This is a genomic window from Streptomyces sp. SudanB52_2052 (assembly GCF_964272415.1).
GTDB classification, from domain to species: domain Bacteria; phylum Actinomycetota; class Actinomycetes; order Streptomycetales; family Streptomycetaceae; genus Streptomyces; species Streptomyces olindensis.
This window is the reverse complement of the sequence record NZ_OZ186796.1, coordinates 1597655-1621123: the sequence shown is the minus strand read 5'-3', so window position 1 is coordinate 1621123 and position 23469 is coordinate 1597655. Positions and strand designations below refer to the sequence as shown.

The following is a 23469-nucleotide window of genomic DNA, read 5'->3' as shown; positions in this document are numbered from 1 at the left end:
GGAGGTCCCGATGAGCCGAGTGATCCGTGCCGCCGTCTTCCAGACCGCCTGGACCGGCGACAAGGAATCGATGATCCAGGTCCACGAACAGGCGGCCCGCGACGCCGCCGCGCAGGGCGCCCAAGTCCTCTGCTTCCAGGAGCTGTTCTACGGCCCGTACTTCTGCCAGGTGCAGGACCCGGCGTTCTACGAGTACGCCGAGCAGATCCCCGAGGGCCCCATCGTCCGCCGCTTCCAAGCCCTCGCGAAGGAACTGGGCCTCGTCCTGGTGCTGCCGATGTACGAGGAGGAGCAGCCCGGCGTCCTCTACAACACCGCCGCCGTGATCGACGCGGACGGCTCCTACCTCGGCAAGTACCGCAAGACCCACATCCCGCAGGTGCGCGGTTTCTGGGAGAAGTTCTACTTCCGCCCGGGCAACAGCGGCTGGCCCGTCTTCGACACGGCCGTGGGCAAGGTCGGCGTCTACATCTGCTACGACCGCCATTTCCCGGAGGGCTGGCGGGCACTGGGCCTCGCGGGCGCCGAGATCGTCTTCAACCCCTCGGCGACGTCCCGGGGCCTGTCCGGCTACCTCTGGCAGCTGGAACAGCCGGCGGCGGCCGTGGCCAACGAGTACTTCATCGGCGCGATCAACCGGGTCGGCATCGAGGAGTACGGCGACAACGACTTCTACGGCACCTCGTACTTCGTGGACCCGGAGGCCCAGTTCGTCGGCGAGGTGGCGAGCGACAAGGAGCCCGAGCTGGTGGTCCGCGACCTGGACATGGCGAAGCTCCGCGAGGTCCGCGACCGCTGGCAGTTCTACCGGGACCGGGCGCCTGCGACGTACGGCCCGCTGACGGACCTGTAGGGGCGCGGCGCTGTATTCGACATGCGGCTACCGCCGCGCGGGCGCGACCAGCCACGAACAACCGTCACGTGCACACCGTGAGGAGCGACCGATGAGCCGTACAGTCATCCGCAGCGGCCTGGTGATCACCGCATCCGACGAGATCCACGCCGACGTCCTGATCGAGGACGGCCGCATCGCCGCCCTCGCCGCCACCGGCACCCCCGCGGCGGAGACCTTCACAGCGGACCGGACGATCGACGCCACCGGAAAGTACGTCATCCCCGGCGGCGTCGACGCCCACACCCACATGGAGCTGCCCTTCGGCGGCACCTTCGCCTCCGACACCTTCGAGACCGGCACCCGCGCCGCCGCCTGGGGCGGCACCACCACGATCATCGACTTCGCCGTGCAGAGCGTCGGCCACGCCCTCCGCGAGGGCCTCGACGCCTGGCACGCCAAGGCCGAGGGCAACTGCGCCATCGACTACGGCTTCCACATGATCGTCTCCGATGTCAACGAGGAGACGCTCAAGGAGATGGACCTGCTGGTCGAGGAGGGCGTCACCTCCTTCAAACAGTTCATGGCCTACCCGGGCGTCTTCTACAGCGACGACGGCCAGATCCTGCGCGCCATGCAGCGCTCCGCCGACAACGGCGGCCTGATCATGATGCACGCCGAGAACGGCATCGCCATCGACGTCCTGGTCGAACAGGCCCTGGCCCGGGGCGAGACCGACCCGCGCTACCACGGCGAGGTCCGCAAGGCCCTGCTGGAGGCCGAGGCCACCCACCGCGCCATCCGGCTCGCGCAGGTCGCCGGCGCGCCCCTCTACGTCGTGCACGTCTCGGCGATGGAGGCGGTCGCCGAACTGGCCCGCGCCCGCGACGACGGGCTGAACGTCTTCGGCGAGACCTGCCCGCAGTACCTCTTCCTGTCCACCGACAACCTCGCCGAACCCGACTTCGAGGGCGCCAAGTACGTGTGCAGCACGCCGCTGAGGCCGCGCGAGCACCAGGCCAAACTGTGGCAGGGGCTCCGCACGAACGACCTCCAGGTGGTCTCCACGGACCACTGCCCGTTCTGCTTCGTCGGCCAGAAGGAGCTCGGCCGCGGCGACTTCTCGAAGATCCCCAACGGCCTGCCGGGCGTGGAGAACCGCATGGACCTGCTCCACCAGGCCGTCCTGGACGGGCACATCTCCCGCCGCCGCTGGATCGAGATCGCCTGCGCCACCCCGGCCCGGATGTTCGGCCTGTACCCGAAGAAGGGGACCATCGCGCCGGGCGCGGACGCCGACGTGGTGATCTACGACCCGCACGCCGAGCAGGTCATGTCGGCCGAGACCCACCACATGAACGTCGACTACTCGGCGTACGAGGGCAAACGCGTCACCGGCCGCGTCGAGACCGTGCTCTCGCGCGGCGTGCCGGTCATCACCGAGCGGGAGTACACCGGACGCCCGGGTCACGGCGTCTTCGCCCCGCGCTCCACCTGTCAGTACCTGAACTAGGGAGTGGCGCAGATGGACTTCGGACTCGTCCTGCAGACCGACCCGCCGGCCTCGCGGGTGATCAGCCTGATGAAACGCGCGGAACGGAACGGTTTCTCGTACGGCTGGACCTTCGACTCCGCCGTGCTGTGGCAGGAACCGTTCGTGATCTACAGCCAGATCCTGGCCAACACCACGAAACTGAAGGTCGGGCCCATGGTGACCAACCCGGGCACCCGCACCTGGGAGGTCACCGCCTCCACCTTCGCCACCCTCAACGACATGTTCGGCAACCGCACCGTCTGCGGCATCGGCCGGGGCGACTCCGCGATGCGCGTGGCCGGCCGCAAACCCAACACCCTGGCCCGGATCAGCGAGGCCATGAAGGTCATCCGGGCCCTCGGCAGCGGCCGGGAGGCCGACCTCGGCGGCGGCAGCGTCGTCAGATTCCCGTGGATCAAGCCGGGCGCGGAACTGCCCGTGTGGATGGCCGCGTACGGTCCCAAGGCCCTGAGGATGACCGGCGAGGAGGCGGACGGGTTCATCCTCCAGCTGGCCGACCTCTACCTGACCGAGTACATGGTCAAGGCCGTCAAGGACGCGGCGGTCGCCGCCGGCCGTGACCCGTCGGAGGTGACCGTCTGCGTGGCCGCCCCCGCCTACGTCACCGAGGACGACTCGCCCGAGGCGCTCGCCCACGCGCGTGAGCAGTGCCGCTGGTTCGGCGGCATGGTCGGCAACCACGTCGCCGACCTGGTCTCCAAGTACGGCGAGCACTCGGCCGCCGTCCCCGACGAACTCACCGACTACATCAAGGCCCGCGAGGGCTACGACTACTCCCACCACGGCCGCGCCGGAAACCCCGACACCCAGTTCGTCCCCGACGAGATCGTCGACCGGTTCTGCCTGATCGGCCCGGTCGAGCGGCACGTCGAGAAGCTGAACGCGTTGCGCGAACTCGGCGTGGACCAGTTCGCCGTGTACGACATGCACGACGCGCAGGAGGCCGTGATCGACGCCTACGGATCGCGGGTGATCCCGGCGGTCAACGGCTGACCCTCCCGCACCGCACCCCCTCATGAACTCCCCCTTCCCCCGGCCCGGGAAGGGGGCGCAGGACGCTCCCGAGCGCACCCCCCATCGGCATCACCCGCACGGCCTTTCCCGTCCCACCTCCCTGATTGGCCCGGCCCATGACCGATACCGCTCCCACGGCCACACCACCCACCACCCAAGTCACCCTCGCCGACGGCCGGGTGGAGATCGCCCCGGGCGCCCCGGCGCCGAGCGGTCCCTACGCCAACGAGGACCTGCTGCCGGTCCCCGTCGCCAAGCGCACCTGGACCACGTACAACTTCTCCGCGCTGTGGGTCGGCATGGCCCACAACACGGCCTCCTGGACCCTGGCCTCCGGGCTCATCGCCGTCGGCATGGACTGGAAGCAGGCGGTGTTCACCATCGCCCTGGCCAATGTGATCGTGCTGATACCCATGCTGCTCACCGGGCACGCCGGGCCGAAGTACGGCATACCCTTCCCCGTCTTCGCGCGGGCCTCCTTCGGCATCCGCGGGGCCAACCTGCCCGCCGTCGTACGGGCGCTGGTGGCCTGCGGCTGGTTCGGCATCCAGACCTGGATCGGCGGCGAGGCCATCTACTTCCTGGCCGGGAAGCTGATCGGCAGCGGCTGGACGGACGCCGCGAAGGTCGGCGGCTACGCCTGGACCATGTGGCTGTCCTTCGCGATCTTCTGGGCGCTGCAGGTCGTCATCATCTACCGGGGCATGGAGACGATCCGCCGTTTCGAGAACTGGGCGGCGCCCTTCGTGCTCGTCGGCGCGTTCGTGATGCTGTGGTGGATGAGCGACAAGGCGGGCGGCTTCGGCCCGCTGCTCGACCAGCCCTCCAAGCTCGGCTGGGGCGCCGACTTCTGGACGCTGTTCGCGCCCGCCCTCATGGGCATGATCGGCTTCTGGTCCACGCTGTCGCTGAACATCCCCGACTTCACCCGCTACGGCAGGAGCCAGAAGGCGCAGACGTGGGGCCAGGCCCTCGGCCTGCCGACGACGATGACGCTGTTCGCGTTCCTGTCCGTGATGGTCACCTCGGGCTCGCAGGCCGTCTACGGCGAGGCCATCTGGGACCCGGTCCAGCTCGCGGCCAAGACCGACAACACCGTCGGTCTGCTCTTCGCCCTGGTCACCGTCCTGGTGGCCACGCTGTCCGTCAACGTCGCCGCCAACCTGGTGTCACCGGCGTTCGACTTCTCCAACATCGCGCCCCGCCGCATCAGCTTCCGCGCCGGCGCCCTCGCCACCTGCGTCCTCGGCGTGCTGATCTTCCCGTGGAAGCTGTACTCCGACCCGCAGGGCTACATCTTCACCTGGCTCGGCCTGGTCGGCGGCCTGCTCGGCACCGTCGCGGGCATCCTCATCGCCGACTACTGGATCCTGCGCCGCTCCCGGCTCGACCTCGCCGACCTGTACCGCACGGGCGGACGCTACTGGTACGAGGGCGGCTGGAACTGGCGGGCCGTCGTCGCCTTCGCGGTCGGCGGAGTCCTCGCCGTCGGCGGCGCCAGCTTCAAACCGCTCATCGACGGCCGCCCCATCCCGGCACTGGCCGACCTCGCCGACTACGGCTGGGCCGTGGGCCTGGGCACGTCGATGGCGCTGTACCTGCTGCTGATGGCGGTGCGCGGCCGCAGAGCCCTCTGAGGGGGCGCCGCGCTGGAGGGCGCTCAGCCCTTCTCGCTCTCCAGCGCGGCCACCGCCTCCTTCGCGGCCTTGATCGCGCCCTTGTTGATGGTGTCCGTGTCCGGCGCCTTCTTCGACTCGAAGTCACTGCCGTTGTACGTGACGGTCACCAGCGCGTTGGACGCGCGGGCTACCACGACGCCCTCACGCGTCTCCTGCTTGTCCTCGGTGGTGAGGTTCACTACGGAGTACGCGCTGTCACCCAGACCGGGGACGTCCCCGCCGCCGCTCCGCTTCTCCGTGCTCTCCTTGTACGCCTTCTGCGCCGCCTCGTCCGACTCCAGCACCTCGTACGACACGTCCAGCCAGCGGTAGTCGTAGCCCTTGAGCGCGTTCCAGGAGCAGGTGCGGCGCAGCTCCGCGTCCGTGGACGGGATCTCCTTCCCGGCCGTCTTCGCGCCCGGCACCAGCGACTCGATCGTCTTCTTGGCGACGCTCTCGCAGGGCGCGGGCGCGGCCGAGTACGCCTTCGACACGGTCGACGTGGACGGGGCGGACGCGGACTGGGTCTCGGTCTTCTCGCCGGCCGGCTTGTGCTCGGCGGCCTGCGGCGCGGCGAGCGGACCGGACGACAGCGCCCAGCCCGCCGCGGCGAGCACAGCCACCGGGGACAGGCGTGCGGTCAGGGCCAGGGGCAGGGGTAGGGAACGCACGGCGCCCTTCTCGTGGGGGACGGACGGTGCGGAACGGGTCCGCACGGCGGACGGGACGACAGTGTCACATGAGTCCCTGTGGTGCGGAAGTGCGGTCCGGCACACAGGCTGCGGAAACACGGTTCGCACCGGCGCCGTCGCACGCGCAGCCCTGGCCGGGGGGTTTCGCCGGAGCCGCGACCGGGGGAGGGGGACGGGTGGCGCGCGTACGAGAGGTGAGAGGTCGTATGTTCACATCCCGCCCGACCCTTCAGGGCACGTTCGGCATGGTGTCCTCCACCCACTGGCTCGCCGCGCAGTCGGCGATGGCCGTCCTGGAGGACGGCGGCAACGCCTGCGACGCGGCCGTGGCCGGCGCCTTCGTGCTGCACGTCGTCGAACCCCACCTCAACGGCCCGGCCGGCGAGGTGCCGATCCTGCTCGCCCCGCCCGGCGGCGAGGTGCGGGTGCTGTGCGGACAGGGCGTCGCCCCAGCCGGGGCGACCGTCGCGCACTACCGCGATCTCGGCCTGGACCTCGTCCCCGGCACCGGACCGCTGGCCGCCGCCGTGCCCGGCGCGTTCGACGCCTGGATGCTGCTGCTGCGCGACCACGGCACCAAATCCCTCGCCGACGTCCTCAAGTACGCCATCGGGTACGCCGAGCACGGCCACGCGCCCGTGGAGCGCGTCACGGAGACCGTCGAGACGGTGCGCGAACTCTTCGAGACCGAGTGGACCTCGTCGGCGGAGGTCTACCTGCCCGGCGGCAAGGCACCCCGCCCCGGCGAGCTCTTCCGCAACCCCGCGCTCGCCGCCACCTGGCAGCGCCTGCTCGCCGAGACCGCCGGGGCGGGCGACCGGGAGGCGCAGATCGAGGCCGCGCGGCGGGTGTGGCGCACCGGCTTCATCGCCGAGGCCCTCGTCCGGCAGGCCGCGCGCCCCACCCTGGACACCACCGGCGAGCACCACACCGGCACCCTGACCTCCGCCGACCTCGCCGCCTGGTCCGCGACCTACGAGACGCCGGTGACGTACGACTGGAACGGCTGGACCGTGTGCAAGCCGGGTCCCTGGAGCCAGGGCCCGGTCCTGCTCCAGCAACTCGCCCTGCTCCCGCCGGAACTGCCCGCCTACGGCTCGGCCGACTACGTCCACCTCCTGGTCGAGGGCTGCAAACTCGCCATGGCCGACCGGGAGGCCTGGTACGGGGACGCCGCCGAGGTGCCCCTCGACGACCTGTTGTCCGCCGAGTACAACACGGCCCGCCGCGCCCTGGTCGGCGAGCGGGCCGAGCACGACCTGCGGCCCGGCAGCCCCGGCGGACGCCCCCCGCGGCTGGGCGCGCACGCGCGCGTGGCGGCCGCCGCCCAGGAGGGCTTCGACGCCCTGGGCGTCGGCGAGCCGACCGTCGCGAAGCTCCCGACCTCCCCCGTGCCCGGCGAACCGGTCGTCACCGCCGACGGGAGCACCCGGGGCGACACCTGCCACCTCGACATCGTCGACCGCTGGGGCACCATGGTCTCGGCCACGCCCAGCGGCGGCTGGCTCCAGTCCAACCCCGTCGTCCCCGAACTCGGCTTCCCGCTCGGCACCCGGCTCCAGATGACCTGGCTGGAGGAGGGCCTGCCCAGCACCCTCACCCCCGGCCGCCGCCCCCGCAGCACCCTGTCCCCGTCGATCGCACTGCGTGACGGCGTGCCCGTCCTGGCGTTCGGCACGCCCGGCGGGGACCAGCAGGACCAGTGGCAGCTGCATTTCCTCCTGGCGGTCGCGCTGCGCCCCCAGGTGCGCGGCGGCCCCGACCTCCAAGGCGCCATCGACGCCCCGAACTGGCACAACGACAGCTTCCCGGGCTCCTTCTACCCGCGCGGCATGCGCCCCGGGAGCGTGACCGTCGAGGCCCGCACCGACCCCGCCGTCGTCGCGGAGCTGCGGCGCCGCGGCCACGAGGTGACCGTCGGCGCCCCCTGGTCGGAGGGCCGGCTCTGCGCGGTCGCCCGCGACCCGGAGACCGGCGTCCTGTCGGCGGCGGCGAACCCGCGCGGCATGCAGGGGTACGCGGTCGGCCGGTGAACCGCCCCCCGGCCGGTGTTCACCGCGATTCCACCCCGGGAACCCCCGGCGGGTGGGGATTGTCAGTGGCACGTGTTGTCATGGAAGGGTGATCGACAGCAACGAAACCATCGAAGAGTTTCTCGCACAGCACGCCTCCGACGTCGAAGAGGCGATCCGCAAGGCGGCCACCACCGAGATCCTGCCGCGCTGGCGCCAGCTCGCCGCACACGAGGTGGACCAGAAGAGCGGCCCGCACGACCTGGTGACCGACGCCGACCGCAAGGCCGAGCTGTACCTCACCGAAACACTGCCCGCCCTGCTGCCCGGCTCGGTCGTCGTCGGCGAGGAGGCGGTCCACGCCAACCCGGCGTCCTACGAGGCGATACGGGGCGACGCCCCGGTCTGGATCATCGACCCGGTCGACGGCACCCGGCCGTTCGTCCGCGGCGAGGCCGGGTTCTGCACCCTGGTCGCGCTGGCCCAGGGCGGCACCCTGCTCGCGTCCTGGACCTACGCGCCCGCCCGCGACCGGCTCGCCACCGCCGAGCGGGGCAAGGGCGCCTACCTCGACGGCGAGCGGCTGTTCGCCGGCGTGCCGGAGCCCGGCCGCGACCTCCGCGTGGCCACCTCCCACCCGGACTACACGACGGACGAGCAGAAGCACGCCCTGCTCTGCCTGCGCACCGAGGGCGTGGCACCGCGCGCGTGCGGCTCGGCCGGCCTGGAGTACCTCGCCATCGCCCGGGGCGAGTTGGACGCCACGGCCTTCTCCTGGGAAGCCGCCTGGGACCACGCGGCCGGACTGCTCCTGGTCGAGGAGGCGGGCGGCGCCCACCTGACCCGCGCCGGTGATCCGTTCCGCATCACGGGCGGCAACGCCCTGCCGTTCACCGCGGCCCGCGACGCGGCCACGGCCCGGCGGGTGGCGGCGCTGCTGTCGGGCGGCGCGTGAGCCCGGCGGAAGCACGACGGTCAGTCACCGACCGTGAGCGTCGGGTAGCGCTGATCGCCGGAGTCCTCCGCGGCACCGGACATCCCCCGCGGCCGGTGACTGTCCGTCCCCGGGCATATCCTGATCTCCAGTGGCCGTCGGCTGACGAAGGGGTCCGAAGGTGCCGTCGATGCTCGATGCCGTCGTAGTGGGTGCGGGGCCGAACGGACTGACCGCGGCCGTGGAGCTGGCCCGCCGCGGCTTCTCCGTCGCCGTCTTCGAGGCCCGGGGCACCGTGGGCGGCGGCTCCCGCACCGAGGAGCTCACCCTGCCGGGCTTCCGGCACGACCCGTGCGCCGCGGCCCACCCGCTCGCCATCAACTCGCCCGCCTTCCGCGCCCTCCCGCTGGAGCGGTACGGCCTGGAGTGGCTGCACGCCGAGCTGCCCATGGCGCACCCCTTCCCGGACGGCACGGCGGCCGTGCTGTCCCGGTCGGTGGGCGAGACGGCCGCCTCCCTCGGGCCGCGCGACGCCGGGACGTACCGCAGGCTCGTCGAGCCCTTCCTGCCCAAGTGGGACACGCTCGTCCGGGACTTCATGTCCCTGCCGCTCACGGCGCTGCCCCGCGACCCGGTCACCCTCGCCCGCTTCGGCCTCGTCGGACTGCCCCCGTCGACCCTGCTGATGCGCCGCTTCCGCGACGAACCGGCCAAGGCGCTGTTCGCCGGGCTCGTCGCCCATGTCATGGCGCCGCTGGGCGGCTTCGCCACCGGCGCCATCGGCCTGGTCTTCGCCCTCTCGGCGCACGCCCGGGGCTGGCCGGTCCCCCGCGGCGGCTCCCAGGCGATCTCCGACGCCCTCGCCGCCCACCTGCGCGACCTCGGCGGCAGCGTCCACACCGACTACGAGGTCAAGCGTCTGGACGACCTGCCGCCGGCCAGGGCGTACGTCTTCGACACCTCGCCCACCGCCCTGGCCCGCATCGCCGGCTTCGGCGACCACTACGCCGGCTACCGCTACGGACCGGGCGCCTTCAAGATCGACTACGCGCTGGACGGCCCCGTGCCGTGGACCGCGAAGGAGGCCCGCGTCGCCGGCACGGTGCAGGTCGGCGCCAACCGCGCGGAGATCGGCACGGCCCTGCGCGCGGCGTCCCGGGAGGGCCGGGCCCCCGACAAGCCGTTCATGATCACGGTCCAGCCGAGCGTCGTCGACCCGACCCGGGCCCCCGCGGGCAAGCACGTCTTCTGGGCGTACGGCCACGTCCCGCACGGCTGGACCGGCGACCTCACCGACGCCATCGAACGCCAACTGGAGCGCTTCGCCCCCGGGTTCCGCGACCGCGTCCTGGCCCGCGCCACGGCCGGACCGCCCGAACTCGCCGCCCGCAACGCCAACTACGTCGGCGGCGACATCGCCTCCGGCGCGGTCTCCGGCCTCCAGCTCCTACTGCGCCCCAAGCTCACCCTGTTCCCGTACCACACCCCCCATCCGGCCGTCTTCATCTGCTCCTCGGCGACCCCGCCGGGCCCGGGGGTGCACGGCATGTCCGGGCACAACGCCGCGAAGGCCGTCTGGAAGCGACTGAGGCGGACATGACCACGATCGAAGCGGTCCAGGGCGACATCACCCGGGAGCGCGTCGACGCCATCGTCAACGCGGCCAACTCCTCGCTGCTGGGCGGGGGAGGGGTCGACGGAGCGATCCACCGGCGCGGCGGCCCGGCCATCCTGGAGGACTGCCGCAAGCTGCGCGCCTCCCACTACGGCAAGGGCCTGGCCACGGGCCGGGCCGTCGCCACGACCGCCGGGAACCTGGACGCCCGCTGGGTCATCCACACCGTCGGCCCTGTGTACAGCACGACCGAGGACCGCTCCGGCCTCCTCGCCTCCTGCTACCGCGAGTCGCTCCGGGTGGCCGACGAGCTGGGCGCCCGGACGGTGGCGTTCCCGGCCGTCTCGGCCGGTGTCTACGGGTGGCCGATCGAGGACGCCGCTCGCATCGCTGTGCAAACGGTGCGGGACACGGAGACCGCCGTCGAAGAAGTCAGGTTCGTCCTGTTCGACGAGCGGGCGTTCACGGCGTTCGCCGAGCAGGTCGACAAGCCGGGGCGACCGGGGGGTGGAGGCCCTTTCTCACCCGAGTCCCCGTGACTGCGCCATAGGGGGCGTACGCATCGTCCGGCCCCTCGTGCGTTCCCCCTGTCAGGCGTGGCATCGGCGCCGATCGGGTTGTTCGCGGGCCATTCTTGACAGGGCTGTGGAGAGGGTGATGAGGATGTCGGCGTCGGCGCCGACGTCGTTTCCGGTGGGGAGGGCGACGCGTGCGGCGGGGAGGGCGGTGTCGGGATCCTCGGTCTCCGGTTTGAGGGCGAGGGCCTGGACGATGTGGCGGGCGAGCTGGTCCGGGCCGCAGCGGGCCAGGTCCGTGTCGGGGGCGGCCAGCGCGAGGTAGGGGCTCAGACGGACCAGCCCGTCGCGGCACTCGATGAGGCGGCGGTAGAAGCGGGCGTGGGTGCGCCGCAGCCGGGGGCGGCTCCAATGGGGGCGGGACGGTTCGCGGTTCAGGACGAGTTCCGGGTAAGCGCTGACCAGGGCCTGCCAGAGGGGCGCCAGCTGGTCGTACATGCGGCGGTGGCTGAGGACGGACCGCAGATGGGTCGCCAGCTGTACCCCGGCGAACAGCACGACGCCGATCAGCACACAGCCCAGGGCCAGGTCGGTGATCACCAGATTCAGCGTTTCCAGCTCCGGGTGCGATCCGGGGACGTCGACGCGCAGCAGCACCAGGACGACCCGGCCGGCCGCTGTGAGGGCCAGCCCGAACAGCCCGGCGGTCATGGTTCGCAGACTGCGCGCGAGATGCCAGGACGCCCGGCGGGCGTAGCGCAGGGCCCACTGACCCGAGACGACGTAGGCGTAGACGAAGAAGACGTTGCCGACGAGGTAGAAGCAGGCGATCCCCGGTTCTGCCATGTGCGGGGTGGAAAGGGAGTGGCCGCGCAGCGCCGGTGGGGTCGCGACCATGCTCATGACCATGATGGCCAGGACGCCGGCGAGCAGCGCGGTATGCCGTCGCCGCCGACGCCGGAACGCGGTCGGGGAGCCGCGGGTGGAGGCGACGAAGAACAGGATGAGCATGGTCAGGCCGGACATGTAGAGCGCGTTGAAGGCGACCTTGCCGACGCCGGCCGGCGTGAACGCCATCAGCCGCTCACGGACCTCGGGGAAGCCGAGGACGTCACCCGCGGTGAGCAGGAACAGGCCGAGGACCAGCCGCCGCAGCACCCGGTCGTGCGGGGCGCGGGCCAGGTCGACAGCCTTCCATGCCGTTCCCGCGACCAGCATCGCGGTCACCGTGAGGTGGAGGATCACGTCCATCCCCATCGGGCGCTCAGTGCGGAGCGCAGGGGGGCGAGGGCGGAGTCCTCGGGGATGTCCTCGGTGGTGCGGGGAGTGGCGTAGTCGATGACGACGGCCCACTCCTGGATGATGGTCGCGACGAGTTCCGCCTCGCGCTCGTAGTCCTCGGTGTAGTACGTGCGGTGGAACCGTCTGATGGCCGGTCCTCGCGGCCGGCCGAGGCCGAGGTGATCCTCGTCCGGACTCACGCCGTCCTGGTGATCGGCGAGGATGTGGCCGATCTCGTGCAGGATGATGTGGTCCTGGTGGACCCGGGTCGTCTCCCGCTGGTAGAAGATGTCCTCCTCGTCGGGGCGGGAGATCCATACGCCGAACGGGCCGGGGACGGGCAGGTCCCAGGGGATCAGCCGGATGGGCTTGCCGCGGTGTTCGCCGAGCCGCCGGCACAACTCCTCGACGCGCAACGGGGGTCGGATGTCGAGCTGGCGTAAGAGTCGTTTGCAGTAACGGCGCAGCTCACGCTCGCGTATCGCCACGAGTGCTTCCTCGGTTGGGGACGTCGGGGTCGTCGGTTCCGTCCTGGTCGAAGGTGTCGATCATCTTCAGCAGCTGCTCCCGCAACGGTGGTGTCATCGCTCCTGCCCGCATCGCGATCGTCCGGACCTGGTGGCTGGCCAGCCGCTCCCGCAGCAGCTGGTCCTCCGGGCTCTCCGGCGCGACCAGGGACTGGACGGTGATGGGCGGCGCTCCCGGGTCCCGGTGGTCGTCGAAGAACTTCGCCAGACCCTCCAGCACGCTCAGCGTCGGGTTCGTGTGCGATCCGTTCCGCAGCATCGCCAGGTAGCTGCGCGACAGCGTGGCCCGGTGGGACGAGTCCGAGGTGACCGCCTTGGCCACCTCCGCCGTCGAGTACTCCCGCTGCCGTCCGTGGTCGTCGCGCCAGCGCACCGTTGCGAACAACGTGTTCAACCGTTCGGCCAGCGACTGCCGACATCCCTTGTCATCACGTGAAGACAATGCCCACCCTCCCGGTCGGATACCCCGGTGATCCCGAATCTGTGAAGAGACATGTGCTCTGCCGGACAGTAGCCAACGTTGCTTGCCCCGGCGGAGCACGGAGTGCCAATATGTTGGACGCTTCGCTAACGGTACCGATGCACGCCGACCAAGTCCCCCGTCCTGCGGGGGATTTGAGGCTGATCACGGTGGTCCGATCACGGTGGTCTACCGCCGGCGGCGTAGGCGCCTCGACGCGACGAACCGATGAGTGTGCGAAGAGGAGAGTCCATGTCTGAGGCGTTACCCGGCCCTGCGACGCGAACGGACCAGGACGGGCGGCGGACGCGGTCCCTGCCCATCGGGTCACTGGTGATCTCCGATTCACCGCGCATCGCAGGGGAGAACGCCCAGCACATCAGAGTGCTCGCCGAGTCGGACCTGGCCTGGCCCCCGATCATCGTGCACCGGTCCACCATGCGTGTGGTGGACGGGGTGCACCGGGTGCGCGCGGCCCTCCTGCGCGGCGAGGAACGCATCGAGGCCGAGTTCGTCGACGGCACCGTCGAGGACGCGTTCGTGCTCGCCGTCCGTCTGAACACGCGGCACGGAATGCCACTCTCGCGGGCCGACCGCGCCGCCGCGGCCACCCGCCTCGTCGAGAGTCGCCCGGAGTGGTCGAACCGCCGGATCGCGGAGGTCGTCGGAATCTCGCCCACCACGGTCGCCGGACTGCGTGAGCGTTCAACCGGCCGGAGTGGTCAGTTGAACGCCCGGGCGGGACGCGACGGCCGGGTCCGGCCGCTCGGCGCCGGCGCTGCCGAGGGGCGCCGCCGAGTGGTCCGTGTCATCCGGTGCCGGCCCGACGCGTCGCTGCGGGAGATCGCGGCGGAGGCCGGTGTCGCCGTCGCCACCGCCAGGGACGTACTGCGGCGGCTGCGGGTCGGGGAGGACCCGGTACCGCCTCGGCTGCGGGCGGCCGAACTGCGGGAGTCCGGCGAGGGCGAGGTGCCCGCGGCCGGCGCCGGTGCGCCCCTGGTGGGAGGCGGGAAGTCCGTTGTGGCCCTGCCGCCGTCGCATCCGGCCGGCCACCAGGCCGCGCGCAGTCTGCGCAAGGATCCGTCGCTGCGATTCTCCGAGGCCGGACGGACGCTGCTGCGCCTGTGGAGCGCGCACGCGATGGACACCGGGCAGTGGCAGTGGCTGGCCGACAGCGTGCCCGCGCACCGGCTCTCCGACGCCGCCTGGGCCGCCCGCCGCTGCGCCGAGCAATGGCTGCGCTTCGCCAGGGACCTGGAGGAGCGCGCCGCGCCGAGCCGTGACCAGGCGAGCTGAGCCGCTTATTCCGCATGTTCACTGATGAAACGGACTTTACGGTCCGATTGGCTTCATGCATGCCTGAGAGGCTCGTGTACGGTGAAGTGAACGTCGGCCTCGCTGATTAATTAGGTAGGCCGACGACGGATCCGAGTACCGGCGAAATGACACTTCGAAGGGGATTCTTCGATGCGTAGCAGCGCGGTCCAGACGGAGCGGCGTCCGGTGGGCACCGGCGACCGGTGAGAATGCGTCGTCATAACCGGCGGGCGGCATCGTGGCCGCCATCCGTCATCCGTCTTTTCCGATGTTCCCTTCCCTGACATGCCTCCGGCTTGGGGGCGGCCCACGCTGACCCCGGCCGATCTACGCGCGACCGGTCCGCAATGACGCGTGCCGGGAAGAGCGCTTTCGGTGCCGAACGTCTTCGCCCGGCCGCGAATGGCCGGGCGGTTCGCCGTGCGCAGCCGAGCCTGCGCACGCGGCACACCCGCACTGTGCAGTTTTGTGATGCCTTGAGACCGATCACTAACCAAATGGGGGAACAGTGAACACGGCCGAGCGTAGAAACAAGGGCATACAGGAGACGGTCGCCGTCCGGCGCCCGACCCCGATTTCGCCAGGCTGGCGGAATTCTGTCAGGCATGCCGAAGCGAACGGCGCGATGAGTGACCGAAGCCGGGAAAAGGCCGTCCGTGACGTGTGGCGGCCCGCCACGCCCCGGCGGGAGCCGGTCACCTACACCCCGGGATTACTCCTCACCGACGACGTCCGGCGGCTGCCCTCCGGGCTGCGGACGGCTGTCCAGTGCATCGAGCTGGCGAACCTCGGGGTGAACCGCGCCGTCGTCACCGAGCAGGCGGAACGGGTGCTGCAGTCGGACCCGGCGCACGCGGACGCGTACGGGCCCTGGCTCGCCGTACTGGCCCTGTACTACACCGGTGACCTGGTGTCGGCGGACGCACAGTGCGAGCGGCTGGCCCGGCACCCCTCGTGGTCGGCATCGGCGCGGCACCAGAACCTGCTCAAGCTGCTGCGCGCCCGCGGCTCCCTGATCTCCGGCGACGCCACCCGGGCCGTGGACCTGCTGAAGGCGGCGCTCGCCGACGAGGCGTCGGCCTTCCCGGCCTGCCTCGCCATCGCCTGGCTGATCGAGGCGCTCGTGCACCTCGGCGAGCTGGACCAGGCGCACGAGGTGCTGCTGGAGCACGGGCTGGTCGGCCGGCTCAGCACCCATCTGCCGGACCGGCCGCACGTGCTGGCCGCCCGGGGCGCGCTGCACATGGCGATGGGCCAGTTCCAGTACGCCGTCGACGACTACACCGCCTGCGGCCGGACCCTGGCCGCCCTCAACGTCGTCAACTCGGCCGTCCTGCCATGGCGTTCGAGGGCGGCGTTCGGCGCCCTGGCCGTGCAGCGGTACGACCTGGCCCTGGCCCTGGCCGAGGACGAGCTGATCGCGGCACGCAAGTGGGGTTCGGCGCGCAGTGTCGGCACGGCCCTGCACGCCGTGGCCATAGCGCGGCGGGACGACTCGTCGGTGCCCCTGCTGGAGGAGGCCGTGCAGCTGCTCGACCTGGGGCAGGCCCGCACGGAGCTGACACAGGCGCTCTACGACCTCGGCACGCTGCAGGTGGAGCGGAAGGACGTGACCGGCGGGCGCAGCCGGCTGGAGGCGGCGGGCGCGGTGGCCCGCGAGTGCGGCAACGCCTACTGGGCGGAACGCGTCCGGCAGGCGCTGACCCGGTTGAGCGGCCCCGACAACGGCCGTGCGCTCACCCGCCAGGAGATCAAGATCGCCCAGCTGGCCCGTGCCGGGTACAGCAACCAGCGGATCGCGGAGACGCTGTTCCTCGCCGTGCGCACGGTCGAGTTCCACCTCTCCAGCGTCTACCGCAAGCTCGCCATCTCGGGCAGGAGGGAACTGGCCACCGCTCTGGGGTCCGTGGCCGCCTAGCGGGGCGTTCCGTCCACGGCGCCGCACGCCTCCGCCGGAGGCGTGCGGCGCCGTCGTGTGCCCGGACGACCAGGTGTGCTCGACATGCCGGAAATGCCGTGGTGCAACCGCGCGAAAAACCCTGCGGGCGGCCCGCAATGAATCCTGTGGGTGCGCCGTAGCGAACCCTGCGGGTACGCCGTAGGTTCCCCCGGACCGCCTTGTGCCGGGGAGCCACGAGTGTCAGGGTCGGATTAATTCAGCGGGACCTCCTCGAGATCCCGTTTCCGTTACCCCATTCGTTTCGAGGCGGGCACTCCTATGCTCCAGCAGAACACGACCAAGCGAATCGGCTATTGGCTTCTCCATCTGCATCAGCTTTTCGATGAGGCCACCGAGCGGGCGCTGTCGAGTGAGGGCCTGAATCGACGGCAGTGGCAGGTGCTGCACGCCATCAGCATCAAAGTGAACTCCGTCTCCGATATCGACACGGCCTTTTCTCCTTTCCTGGCCGTCGACCGTGTCGACTCCTACGCGCCGATCGTGAAGGAGTTCGAGGCGCGGGGCTGGGTCACGGTGCGGGCCGGCGTCGTCGAGCTGACGGCGGACGGCGACGCGGCACACGACCGGGCCGAGGCGCTGGTGAATTCTCATGCGGCCCGTTCGCTCGCCGGTATTTCAGAGGAGGAATTCCTGGCGGCCAACGATGTGCTCGCCCGGATCGCACACAACCTTGAGCACGAATAGCGGCCGCCGGCCCCCGCCGAGTCGGCGCAGTCAATCCGGGAGAAGAGTATGGACGCTTCAGTCGTTGTGGTCGGTGCCGGGCCCGCCGGGCTCATGCTGGCCGGGGAACTGCGCCTTGCGGGCGTCGATGTCATCGTGCTGGACCGGCTGCCCGAACGGACCGGGGAGTCCCGCGGCATCGGGTTCACCATCCGCACCATGGAGGTGTTCGACCAGCGGGGACTGCTCCACAGGTTCGGTGAGATAGAGACCAGCGAGGCCGGGCACTTCGGCGGGCTGCCCCTCGATCTCGGCCTGCTGGGCGCCGCCCACGGCGCCGCCCGGACCGTGCCGCAGTCCACCACCGAGGCGGTGCTGGAGAGCTGGGCGCGGGACCTCGGGGCCGACATCCGCCGCGGGCAACCGGTCACCGGCTTCGTCGAGGACGCCGAGGGCGTGACCGTCATGGTCGGCGGCGGGCCCAACCTGCGGGCCCGGTACCTGGTCGGCTGCGACGGTGGACGCAGCACCGTGCGCAAACTCGCCGGCTTCGACTTCCCCGGAACCCCCGCCACCACCGAACTCTTCCTCGCCGACCTGCGAGGGGTGGAGCTGGAACCCCGCACGATCGGTGAGCGCACGGCCGGCGGCATGGTGATGACGGCGCGGCTGCCCGGCGGCATCCACCGGATCATCGTCGGCGAGCGCGGCACACCGCCCCCCGAACGACGCACCGCCCCACCGGAGTTCAGCGAGGTGGCCGATGTGTGGAAGCGTCTGACGGGAACCGACATCTCGGACGCCGAGCCGGTGTGGGTCAGCGCGTTCAGCGACGCGGCCCGCCAGGTCACCGAATACCGGCGCGGCCGGGTACTGCTGGCCGGGGACGCCGCGCACGTCCATCTGCCCGCCGGCGGACAGGGCATGAACACCAGCATCCAGGACTCGGTGAACCTGGGCTGGAAGCTGGCCGCCGTGGTGCGCGGCACGGCCCCCGAGACCCTGCTGGACACCTATCACGAGGAGCGGCACGAGGTGGGCCGTCGGCTGCTGGCCAACACCCGCGCCCAGAGCACCCTGATCCTCGGCGGCGACGAGGTGGGCCCGCTGCGGGACACCCTGGCCGAACTGCTGGACGGCCACCCCGAGGCGGCGCGTCGGCTGGCCGCCAAGGTCAGCGGCCTCGACATCCGCTACGAGACGGGCGGCGGCTCGCACCCCCTGCTGGGCGCCCGTATGCCCCGGCTGTCCCTGCTCCACAACGGCCGCCCCACCAGCAGCAGCGAACTCCTCCGCGCCGGCCGGGGTGTGCTCCTCGACCTGGAGGACAACGCCACCCTGCGCGGCAGGGCACAAGGGTGGACCGACCGGGTCGACATCGTGACGGCCTCCCGGCAGGGGGACCTCCCCGGCGACGAACCGCCGGCACGGACCGCGGCCGTCCTGCTGCGTCCCGACGGCCATGTCGCCTGGGCCGCGCCCGGCGCCCACTGCGACCTACCGATGTCACTGGCCCGCTGGTTCGGGCCGGCCCGATGAGCACCAGAAGGGAAGCGATGCACAGCACGTTGATCGTCGCCAGGATGGCCGCCGGCTCGGCCCGCGAGGTCGCCGACCTGTTCGGCGCCTTCGACCGCACGGACGTGCCCGGACGGATGGGCACCCGCCGCCGCCAGCTCTTCGAGTTCCGGGGCCTGTACTTCCACCTCCAGGACTTCGACGAGGACCACGGCGAGGAGCGGATCGAGGAGGCCAAGTCCGACCCCCGCTTCGTACAGATCAGCCAGGACCTCAAGCCGTACATCGAGGCGTACGACCCGGCGACCTGGCGGTCGCCGAAGGACGCCATGGCCCGCCGCTTCTACGAGTGGAGTGCCTCATGAGCGCCGCCCACGACCGTCGGCGGGTGGTGATCACCGGAGTCGGGGTGATCGCCCCGGGCGGGAAGGGAGCCAAGGAGTTCTGGAAGCTGCTCACCGACGGGCGCACCGCCACCCGCCGTATCTCCCTCTTCGATCCCTCGCCGTTCCGCTCCCAGGTGGCCGCCGAGGTCGACTTCGACGCCGAGCTCTCCGGGCTGACCCCCCAGGAGGCCCGGCGGATGGACCGGGCCGCACAGTTCGCGGTGGTCGCCGCGCGGGAAGCGGTCGGCGACAGCGGGCTGGAGTTCGGCGCGCTGGCCCCCGACCGGACCGGGGTGACGATCGGCAGCGCCGTCGGAGCCACCACCGGACTCGACCAGGAGTACCGCACGGTCAGCGACGGCGGCCGGCTGGAACTCGTCGACCACGCCTACGCCGTGCCGCATCTGTACGGCTACATGGTGCCCAGTTCCTTCGCCACCGAGGTGGCCTGGGCGGTGGGCGCCGAGGGCCCCACCACCGTCGTGTCCACGGGGTGCACCTCCGGACTCGACGCGGTGGGATACGCGGCGGACGTGATCCGGGAGGGCACGGCGGACGTGATGGTCGCCGGCGCCACCGACGCGCCGATCTCCCCGATCACCGTGGCCTGCTTCGACGCGATCAAGGCGACCACGCCCCGCAACGACGACCCCGAGCATGCCTCCCGGCCCTTCGACGCCAGCCGCAACGGCTTCGTCATCGGGGAGGGCGCCGCGGTGTTCGTCCTGGAGGAGCTCGAGAGCGCCCGCGCCCGCGGCGCGCGGATCTATGCCGAGGTCGCCGGGTTCGCGACGCGCTCGAACGCGTTCCACATGACTGGACTGCGGCCCGACGGCGCCGAGATGGCCGAGGCCATCCGGGTCGCCCTCGGCGAGGCCCGGCTCGCCCCCGAGGACATCGACTACATCAACGCCCACGGCTCGGGCACCAAGCAGAACGACCGGCACGAGACCGCCGCGTTCAAGCGCAGCCTGGGCGAGCATGCCTACCGGACCCCGGTCAGCTCCATCAAGTCGATGGTCGGGCACTCGCTCGGCGCGATCGGCTCGATCGAGATCGCCGCGTCCGTCCTGGCCATCACCCACGACGTGGTGCCGCCGACGGCGAACCTGCACCACCCCGACCCCGAGTGCGACCTGGACTACGTGCCGCTGACCGCCCGGGACTGGAAGACCGACGCCGTCCTGTCCGTCGGCAGCGGCTTCGGCGGCTTCCAGAGCGCGATGGTGCTCGCCGCCCCCGAGGGAGGCCGACGATGAACGCCACGGTCCTGGTCACCGGACTCGGCGTCGTCGCCCCGACGGGCCTCGGCATCGAGGACTACTGGGCGGCCACCCTCGCCGGCCGCAGCGCGATCCGGCGGATCACCCACTTCGACCCCACTCCCTACCCGTCCCGGCTGGCCGGCGAGATCGGCTCCTTCGCCGCCGAGGACCATCTGCCAAGTCGGCTGCTGCCGCAGACCGACCGGATGACCAGGCTCGCCCTGGTCGGCGCCGACTGGGCGTTCGCCGATGCCGGTGTGGTGCCGTCCGACCTGCCCACCTACGACGTGGGAGTGATCACCGCAAGCCACTCCGGCGGCTTCGAGTTCGGCCAGAACGAGCTGCGGGCGCTCTGGAGCAAGGGTGGCCAGTACGTCAGCGCCTACCAGTCCTTCGCCTGGTTCTACGCCGTCAACAGCGGCCAGATCTCCATCCGCAACGGCCTGCGCGGACCCAGCAGTGTCGTGGTCAGTGACCAGGCCGGCGGGCTGGACGCGCTGGCGCAGGCCCGCCGGCAGCTCCGCAAGGGCACCAGCATGGTGATCGCCGGTGCGGTCGACGCCTCGATCTGCCCCTGGGGCTGGGTCGCCCAGATGACCAGCGGCCGGCTGAGCACCTCCGACGACCCCGCACGGGCGTATCTGCCGTTCGACGACCGGGCCGCCGGACACGTCCCCGGCGAGGGCGGCGCCCTTCTGGTCCTGGAGGAGGGCGGGCACGCCCGCCGGCGCGGCGCCCCCCGGGTGTACGGCGAGATCGCGGGCCACGCCGCCACGATCGACCCCCGACCCGGCAGCGACCGCGCCCCCACCCTGCAGCGCGCCGTCGAACTCGCCCTCGCGGACGCGGGAACGACCCCCGACGACATCGACGTGGTGTTCGCCGACGCCGCCGCGGTGCTGGACCTGGACCGGGCCGAGGCGGAGGCGATCACCAAGGTCTTCGGGCCGCGCGGCGTGCCGGTGACCGCGCCCAAGACCACCACCGGACGGCTGTACTCCGGTGCCGCCCCCCTCGACCTGGCCGCCGCGTTCCTGTCCCTCCGCGACCAGGTGATCCCGCCGACCACCGGCAGCACGCTCTCCCCGGCCTACGAGATCGATCTGGTGACCGGCGCGCCGCGCCCCGCCGGCCTGCGCAGCGCGCTGGTGATCGCCCGCGGCCAGGGCGGCTTCAACTCCGCGATGGTCGTCCGCGCCGCCGACCCCGCCCACGTGTGACCCGTACGAAAGGAACCCCGCATGTCTGCCAAGGAGTTCACCCTCGATGAGCTGAAGGCCACGCTGTTGGAGGGCGCCGGTACCGACGAGAGCGTCGACCTGAACGGCGACATCCTCGACACGTCCTTCGAGGACCTCGGCTACGAGTCGCTGGCGATGCTGGAGACCGTCAGCCGTATCGAGCGCGAGTACGGCATCAGCCTGGACGAGGAGGCGGTCGGTGAGGCCGCCACGCCACGGGCGCTGGTCCGGCTGGTCAACGACCACCTGTCCGCCCTCAAGACCGCCTGACCGGAGCCCACGATGACCGAACACACCGCCAGGGTCGCCCTGGTCACCGGCGCCACCAGCGGGATCGGCCTCGCCGCCGCCCGGATCCTCGCCCAGCAGGGGCATCGCGTCTACATCTGCGCCCGCGACGAGAACGCGGTCGCCGCAACGGTGAAGACACTGCAGAACGAGAACCTGGACGTGGACGGCAGCACCGCCGACGTGCGGTCCAAGGAGGACATCGAGGCCGTGGTGCGGGCAGCGGTGGCCCGCTTCGGACCGATCGACGTGCTCGTCAACAACGCCGGCCGCAGTGGGGGAGGGGTGACCGCAGACATCGCCGACGAGCTGTGGGACGACGTCATCGCCACCAACCTCACCAGCGTCTTCCAGGTGACCCGCGAGGTCCTCAACGCCGGTGGCATGCGCGAGAAGAAGCGCGGCCGGATCATCAACATCGCGTCCACCGCGGGCAAGCAGGGCGTGGTGCTCGGCGCCCCCTACTCCGCGTCCAAGCATGGCGTGGTCGGCTTCACCAAGGCGCTGGGCAACGAGCTGGCGCCGACCGGGATCACCGTCAACGCGGTGTGCCCGGGCTATGTCGAGACCCCGATGGCCCAGCGGGTGCGACAGGGCTACGCGGCGGCGTACGACACCTCCGAGGAGGCCATCCTCGAGAAGTTCCAGGCCAAGATCCCGCTCGGCCGTTACTCCACCCCTGAGGAGGTCGCCGGCCTGGTCGGCTATCTGGCCTCCGATCTCGCCGCCTCGATCACCGCGCAGGCGCTCAACGTCTGCGGCGGTCTGGGCAACTTCTGACACTCGGAGGGACACGATGACGACTCGTCAGGTCGAACACGAGATCACCGTCCAGGCACCCGCCCAGGACGTCTACCGGCTGCTCGCCGAGGTGGAGAACTGGCCGAGGCTCTTCCCGCCGTCGGTGTACGTCGAAGTCCTGGAGCGCGAGGCGGACCTGGAGCGCATCCGCATCTGGGCCACCGCCAACGGCGAGGCCAAGAACTGGACCTCGATCCGCCAGCTCGACCCGGAGGGCCTGCGCATCACCTTCCGGCAGGAGGTCTCCGCGCCGCCGGTCGCGTCGATGAGCGGCACCTGGGTCGTCGAGCCCCGAGGGGAGGCGGAGACCCGGCTGCGGCTGCTGCACGAGTACCGCGCGATCGACGACGACCCCGAGGGCCTGAAGTGGATCGACGAGGCTGTCGACCGCAACAGCCGGGAGGAACTGCCCGGCGTCAAGGCCGGACTGGAGGAAGCCACCCGGACCGCGGAGCTGACCCTGTCCTTCGTGGACAGCGTCACCGTCAACGGCTCCGCCAAGGACCTCTACGACTTCGTCAACGACGCTCACCTGTGGAGCGAGCGGCTGCCGCACGTCAATCAGGTCAAGCTGACCGAGGACACCCCCGGCCTCCAGGTGCTGCGGATGGAGACGCTCACCAAGGACGGCTCCGCGCACACCACCGAGTCGGTCCGGGTCTGCTTCCCGCACCACAAGATCGCCTACAAGCAGACCACGTTGCCGGCGCTGATGAAACTGCACACCGGCTACTGGACGTTCGAGGAGGGCGCCGACGGCGTCACCACCGCCAGCTCCCAGCACACGGTGGTGATCAACGCCGAGAACATCGCCGCCGTTCTCGGCCCCGAGGCGGGCGTGGCCGAGGCCCGCACGTTCATCCGGGGCGCGCTCGGCAACAACAGCCGGGCCACCCTGGGTCACGCCAAGGTCTATGCGGAAGCGCGGCGCTGAC

At 71.3% G+C, this 23469-nt stretch carries 22 protein-coding genes; 18 read left to right on the top strand and 4 right to left on the bottom strand.

The features are described from left to right. The first annotated feature begins 10 nt into the window (after window positions 1-10). The 4 genes from ACSUPV_RS07155 to ACSUPV_RS07140 all read left to right on the top strand — a co-directional run bounded on the left by ACSUPV_RS07155 (window position 11) and on the right by ACSUPV_RS07140 (window position 5038). Complete coding sequence (locus tag ACSUPV_RS07155) at window positions 11-853, top strand: nitrilase-related carbon-nitrogen hydrolase (protein ID WP_031118302.1); 843 nt, start codon at window positions 11-13, stop codon at window positions 851-853. A gap of 91 nt (window positions 854-944) precedes the next feature. Then, window positions 945-2345 (top strand): dihydropyrimidinase, encoded by a 1401-nt coding sequence (gene hydA / locus ACSUPV_RS07150; RefSeq protein WP_031118301.1) that lies wholly within the window; start codon window positions 945-947, stop codon window positions 2343-2345. Window positions 2346-2357: 12 nt separating this feature from the next. Next, window positions 2358-3380, top strand: a complete 1023-nt coding sequence (locus ACSUPV_RS07145; protein ID WP_031118300.1) for a TIGR03842 family LLM class F420-dependent oxidoreductase — start codon at window positions 2358-2360, stop codon at window positions 3378-3380. A 137-nt stretch (window positions 3381-3517) separates the two neighbouring features. Further along, window positions 3518-5038: an NCS1 family nucleobase:cation symporter-1 gene (locus tag ACSUPV_RS07140; RefSeq protein WP_359789266.1), complete on the top strand. Its 1521-nt coding sequence runs from the start codon at window positions 3518-3520 to the stop codon at window positions 5036-5038. 23 nt (window positions 5039-5061) lie between these two features. Here ACSUPV_RS07140 and ACSUPV_RS07135 read toward each other — a convergent pair whose 3' ends face one another. Continuing rightward, on the bottom strand, window positions 5062-5730 hold the full coding sequence (locus ACSUPV_RS07135) for a hypothetical protein (RefSeq protein WP_037759911.1): 669 nt from the start codon (window positions 5728-5730) through the stop codon (window positions 5062-5064). Window positions 5731-5957: 227 nt separating this feature from the next. Here ACSUPV_RS07135 and ACSUPV_RS07130 point away from each other — a divergent pair, with 227 nt between their 5' ends. The 4 genes from ACSUPV_RS07130 (at window position 5958) to ACSUPV_RS07115 (ending at window position 10851) form a co-directional block, all read left to right on the top strand. Then, window positions 5958-7784, top strand: coding sequence for a gamma-glutamyltransferase family protein (locus tag ACSUPV_RS07130; protein WP_436947136.1), 1827 nt, complete (start codon window positions 5958-5960; stop codon window positions 7782-7784). Window positions 7785-7872: 88 nt separating this feature from the next. Next, window positions 7873-8718, top strand: a complete 846-nt coding sequence (locus ACSUPV_RS07125) for an inositol monophosphatase family protein (RefSeq protein ID WP_037759755.1) — start codon at window positions 7873-7875, stop codon at window positions 8716-8718. Window positions 8719-8887: 169 nt separating this feature from the next. Continuing rightward, entirely contained in the window at window positions 8888-10297 is a 1410-nt protein-coding gene (locus ACSUPV_RS07120) for a phytoene desaturase family protein (RefSeq protein ID WP_436947135.1), read from the top strand. Next, entirely contained in the window at window positions 10294-10851 is a 558-nt protein-coding gene (locus tag ACSUPV_RS07115) for an O-acetyl-ADP-ribose deacetylase (protein ID WP_051648485.1), read from the top strand. The genes ACSUPV_RS07120 and ACSUPV_RS07115 overlap by 4 nt, the downstream gene beginning before the upstream one ends. Before the next feature lie 51 nt (window positions 10852-10902). On the opposite strand, the gene ACSUPV_RS07110 is transcribed toward ACSUPV_RS07115, so the two are convergent. Genes ACSUPV_RS07110 through ACSUPV_RS07100 form a run of 3 tightly spaced genes read right to left on the bottom strand, consistent with a single transcriptional unit; the run spans window position 10903 to window position 13020 of the window. Further along, window positions 10903-12084: an MAB_1171c family putative transporter gene (locus ACSUPV_RS07110; RefSeq protein ID WP_436947134.1), complete on the bottom strand. Its 1182-nt coding sequence runs from the start codon at window positions 12082-12084 to the stop codon at window positions 10903-10905. Next, the gene (locus tag ACSUPV_RS07105) at window positions 12069-12596 is read right to left on the bottom strand and encodes a hypothetical protein (RefSeq protein WP_436947133.1); all 528 of its coding nucleotides are present in this window, start codon (window positions 12594-12596) and stop codon (window positions 12069-12071) included. The genes ACSUPV_RS07110 and ACSUPV_RS07105 overlap by 16 nt, the downstream gene beginning before the upstream one ends. Beyond that, the gene (locus tag ACSUPV_RS07100) at window positions 12577-13020 is read right to left on the bottom strand and encodes a hypothetical protein (protein WP_436947132.1); all 444 of its coding nucleotides are present in this window, start codon (window positions 13018-13020) and stop codon (window positions 12577-12579) included. Before ACSUPV_RS07100 ends, ACSUPV_RS07105 begins: the two co-directional genes overlap by 20 nt. A gap of 327 nt (window positions 13021-13347) precedes the next feature. Here ACSUPV_RS07100 and ACSUPV_RS07095 point away from each other — a divergent pair, with 327 nt between their 5' ends. The 10 genes from ACSUPV_RS07095 to ACSUPV_RS07050 all read left to right on the top strand — a co-directional run bounded on the left by ACSUPV_RS07095 (window position 13348) and on the right by ACSUPV_RS07050 (window position 23468). Further along, window positions 13348-14391, top strand: a complete 1044-nt coding sequence (locus ACSUPV_RS07095) for a ParB N-terminal domain-containing protein (RefSeq protein ID WP_436947131.1) — start codon at window positions 13348-13350, stop codon at window positions 14389-14391. A gap of 646 nt (window positions 14392-15037) precedes the next feature. After that, a complete protein-coding gene (locus ACSUPV_RS07090; protein WP_436947130.1) occupies window positions 15038-16330 on the top strand; it encodes a LuxR C-terminal-related transcriptional regulator in 1293 nt (430 codons plus the stop codon). A gap of 300 nt (window positions 16331-16630) precedes the next feature. Then, entirely contained in the window at window positions 16631-17056 is a 426-nt protein-coding gene (locus ACSUPV_RS07085) for a MarR family winged helix-turn-helix transcriptional regulator (protein ID WP_436947129.1), read from the top strand. Window positions 17057-17104: 48 nt separating this feature from the next. Beyond that, complete coding sequence (locus ACSUPV_RS07080) at window positions 17105-18574, top strand: FAD-dependent monooxygenase (RefSeq protein WP_436947128.1); 1470 nt, start codon at window positions 17105-17107, stop codon at window positions 18572-18574. 17 nt (window positions 18575-18591) lie between these two features. After that, the gene (locus ACSUPV_RS07075; RefSeq protein ID WP_436947127.1) at window positions 18592-18918 is read left to right on the top strand and encodes a TcmI family type II polyketide cyclase; all 327 of its coding nucleotides are present in this window, start codon (window positions 18592-18594) and stop codon (window positions 18916-18918) included. Beyond that, a complete protein-coding gene (locus tag ACSUPV_RS07070; RefSeq protein WP_436947126.1) occupies window positions 18915-20198 on the top strand; it encodes a beta-ketoacyl-[acyl-carrier-protein] synthase family protein in 1284 nt (427 codons plus the stop codon). Before ACSUPV_RS07075 ends, ACSUPV_RS07070 begins: the two co-directional genes overlap by 4 nt. After that, window positions 20195-21424: a ketosynthase chain-length factor gene (locus tag ACSUPV_RS07065; protein WP_436947125.1), complete on the top strand. Its 1230-nt coding sequence runs from the start codon at window positions 20195-20197 to the stop codon at window positions 21422-21424. Before ACSUPV_RS07070 ends, ACSUPV_RS07065 begins: the two co-directional genes overlap by 4 nt. Before the next feature lie 21 nt (window positions 21425-21445). Then, window positions 21446-21715 carry an acyl carrier protein gene (locus ACSUPV_RS07060; RefSeq protein WP_436947124.1) on the top strand — a complete coding sequence of 90 codons (270 nt, stop codon included), beginning with the start codon at window positions 21446-21448 and terminating at the stop codon, window positions 21713-21715. Window positions 21716-21727: 12 nt separating this feature from the next. Continuing rightward, the gene (gene fabG / locus ACSUPV_RS07055; RefSeq protein WP_436947123.1) at window positions 21728-22513 is read left to right on the top strand and encodes a 3-oxoacyl-ACP reductase FabG; all 786 of its coding nucleotides are present in this window, start codon (window positions 21728-21730) and stop codon (window positions 22511-22513) included. Window positions 22514-22529: 16 nt separating this feature from the next. Then, on the top strand, window positions 22530-23468 hold the full coding sequence (locus tag ACSUPV_RS07050; RefSeq protein WP_436947122.1) for an aromatase/cyclase: 939 nt from the start codon (window positions 22530-22532) through the stop codon (window positions 23466-23468). Window position 23469: the final 1 nt, after the last annotated feature.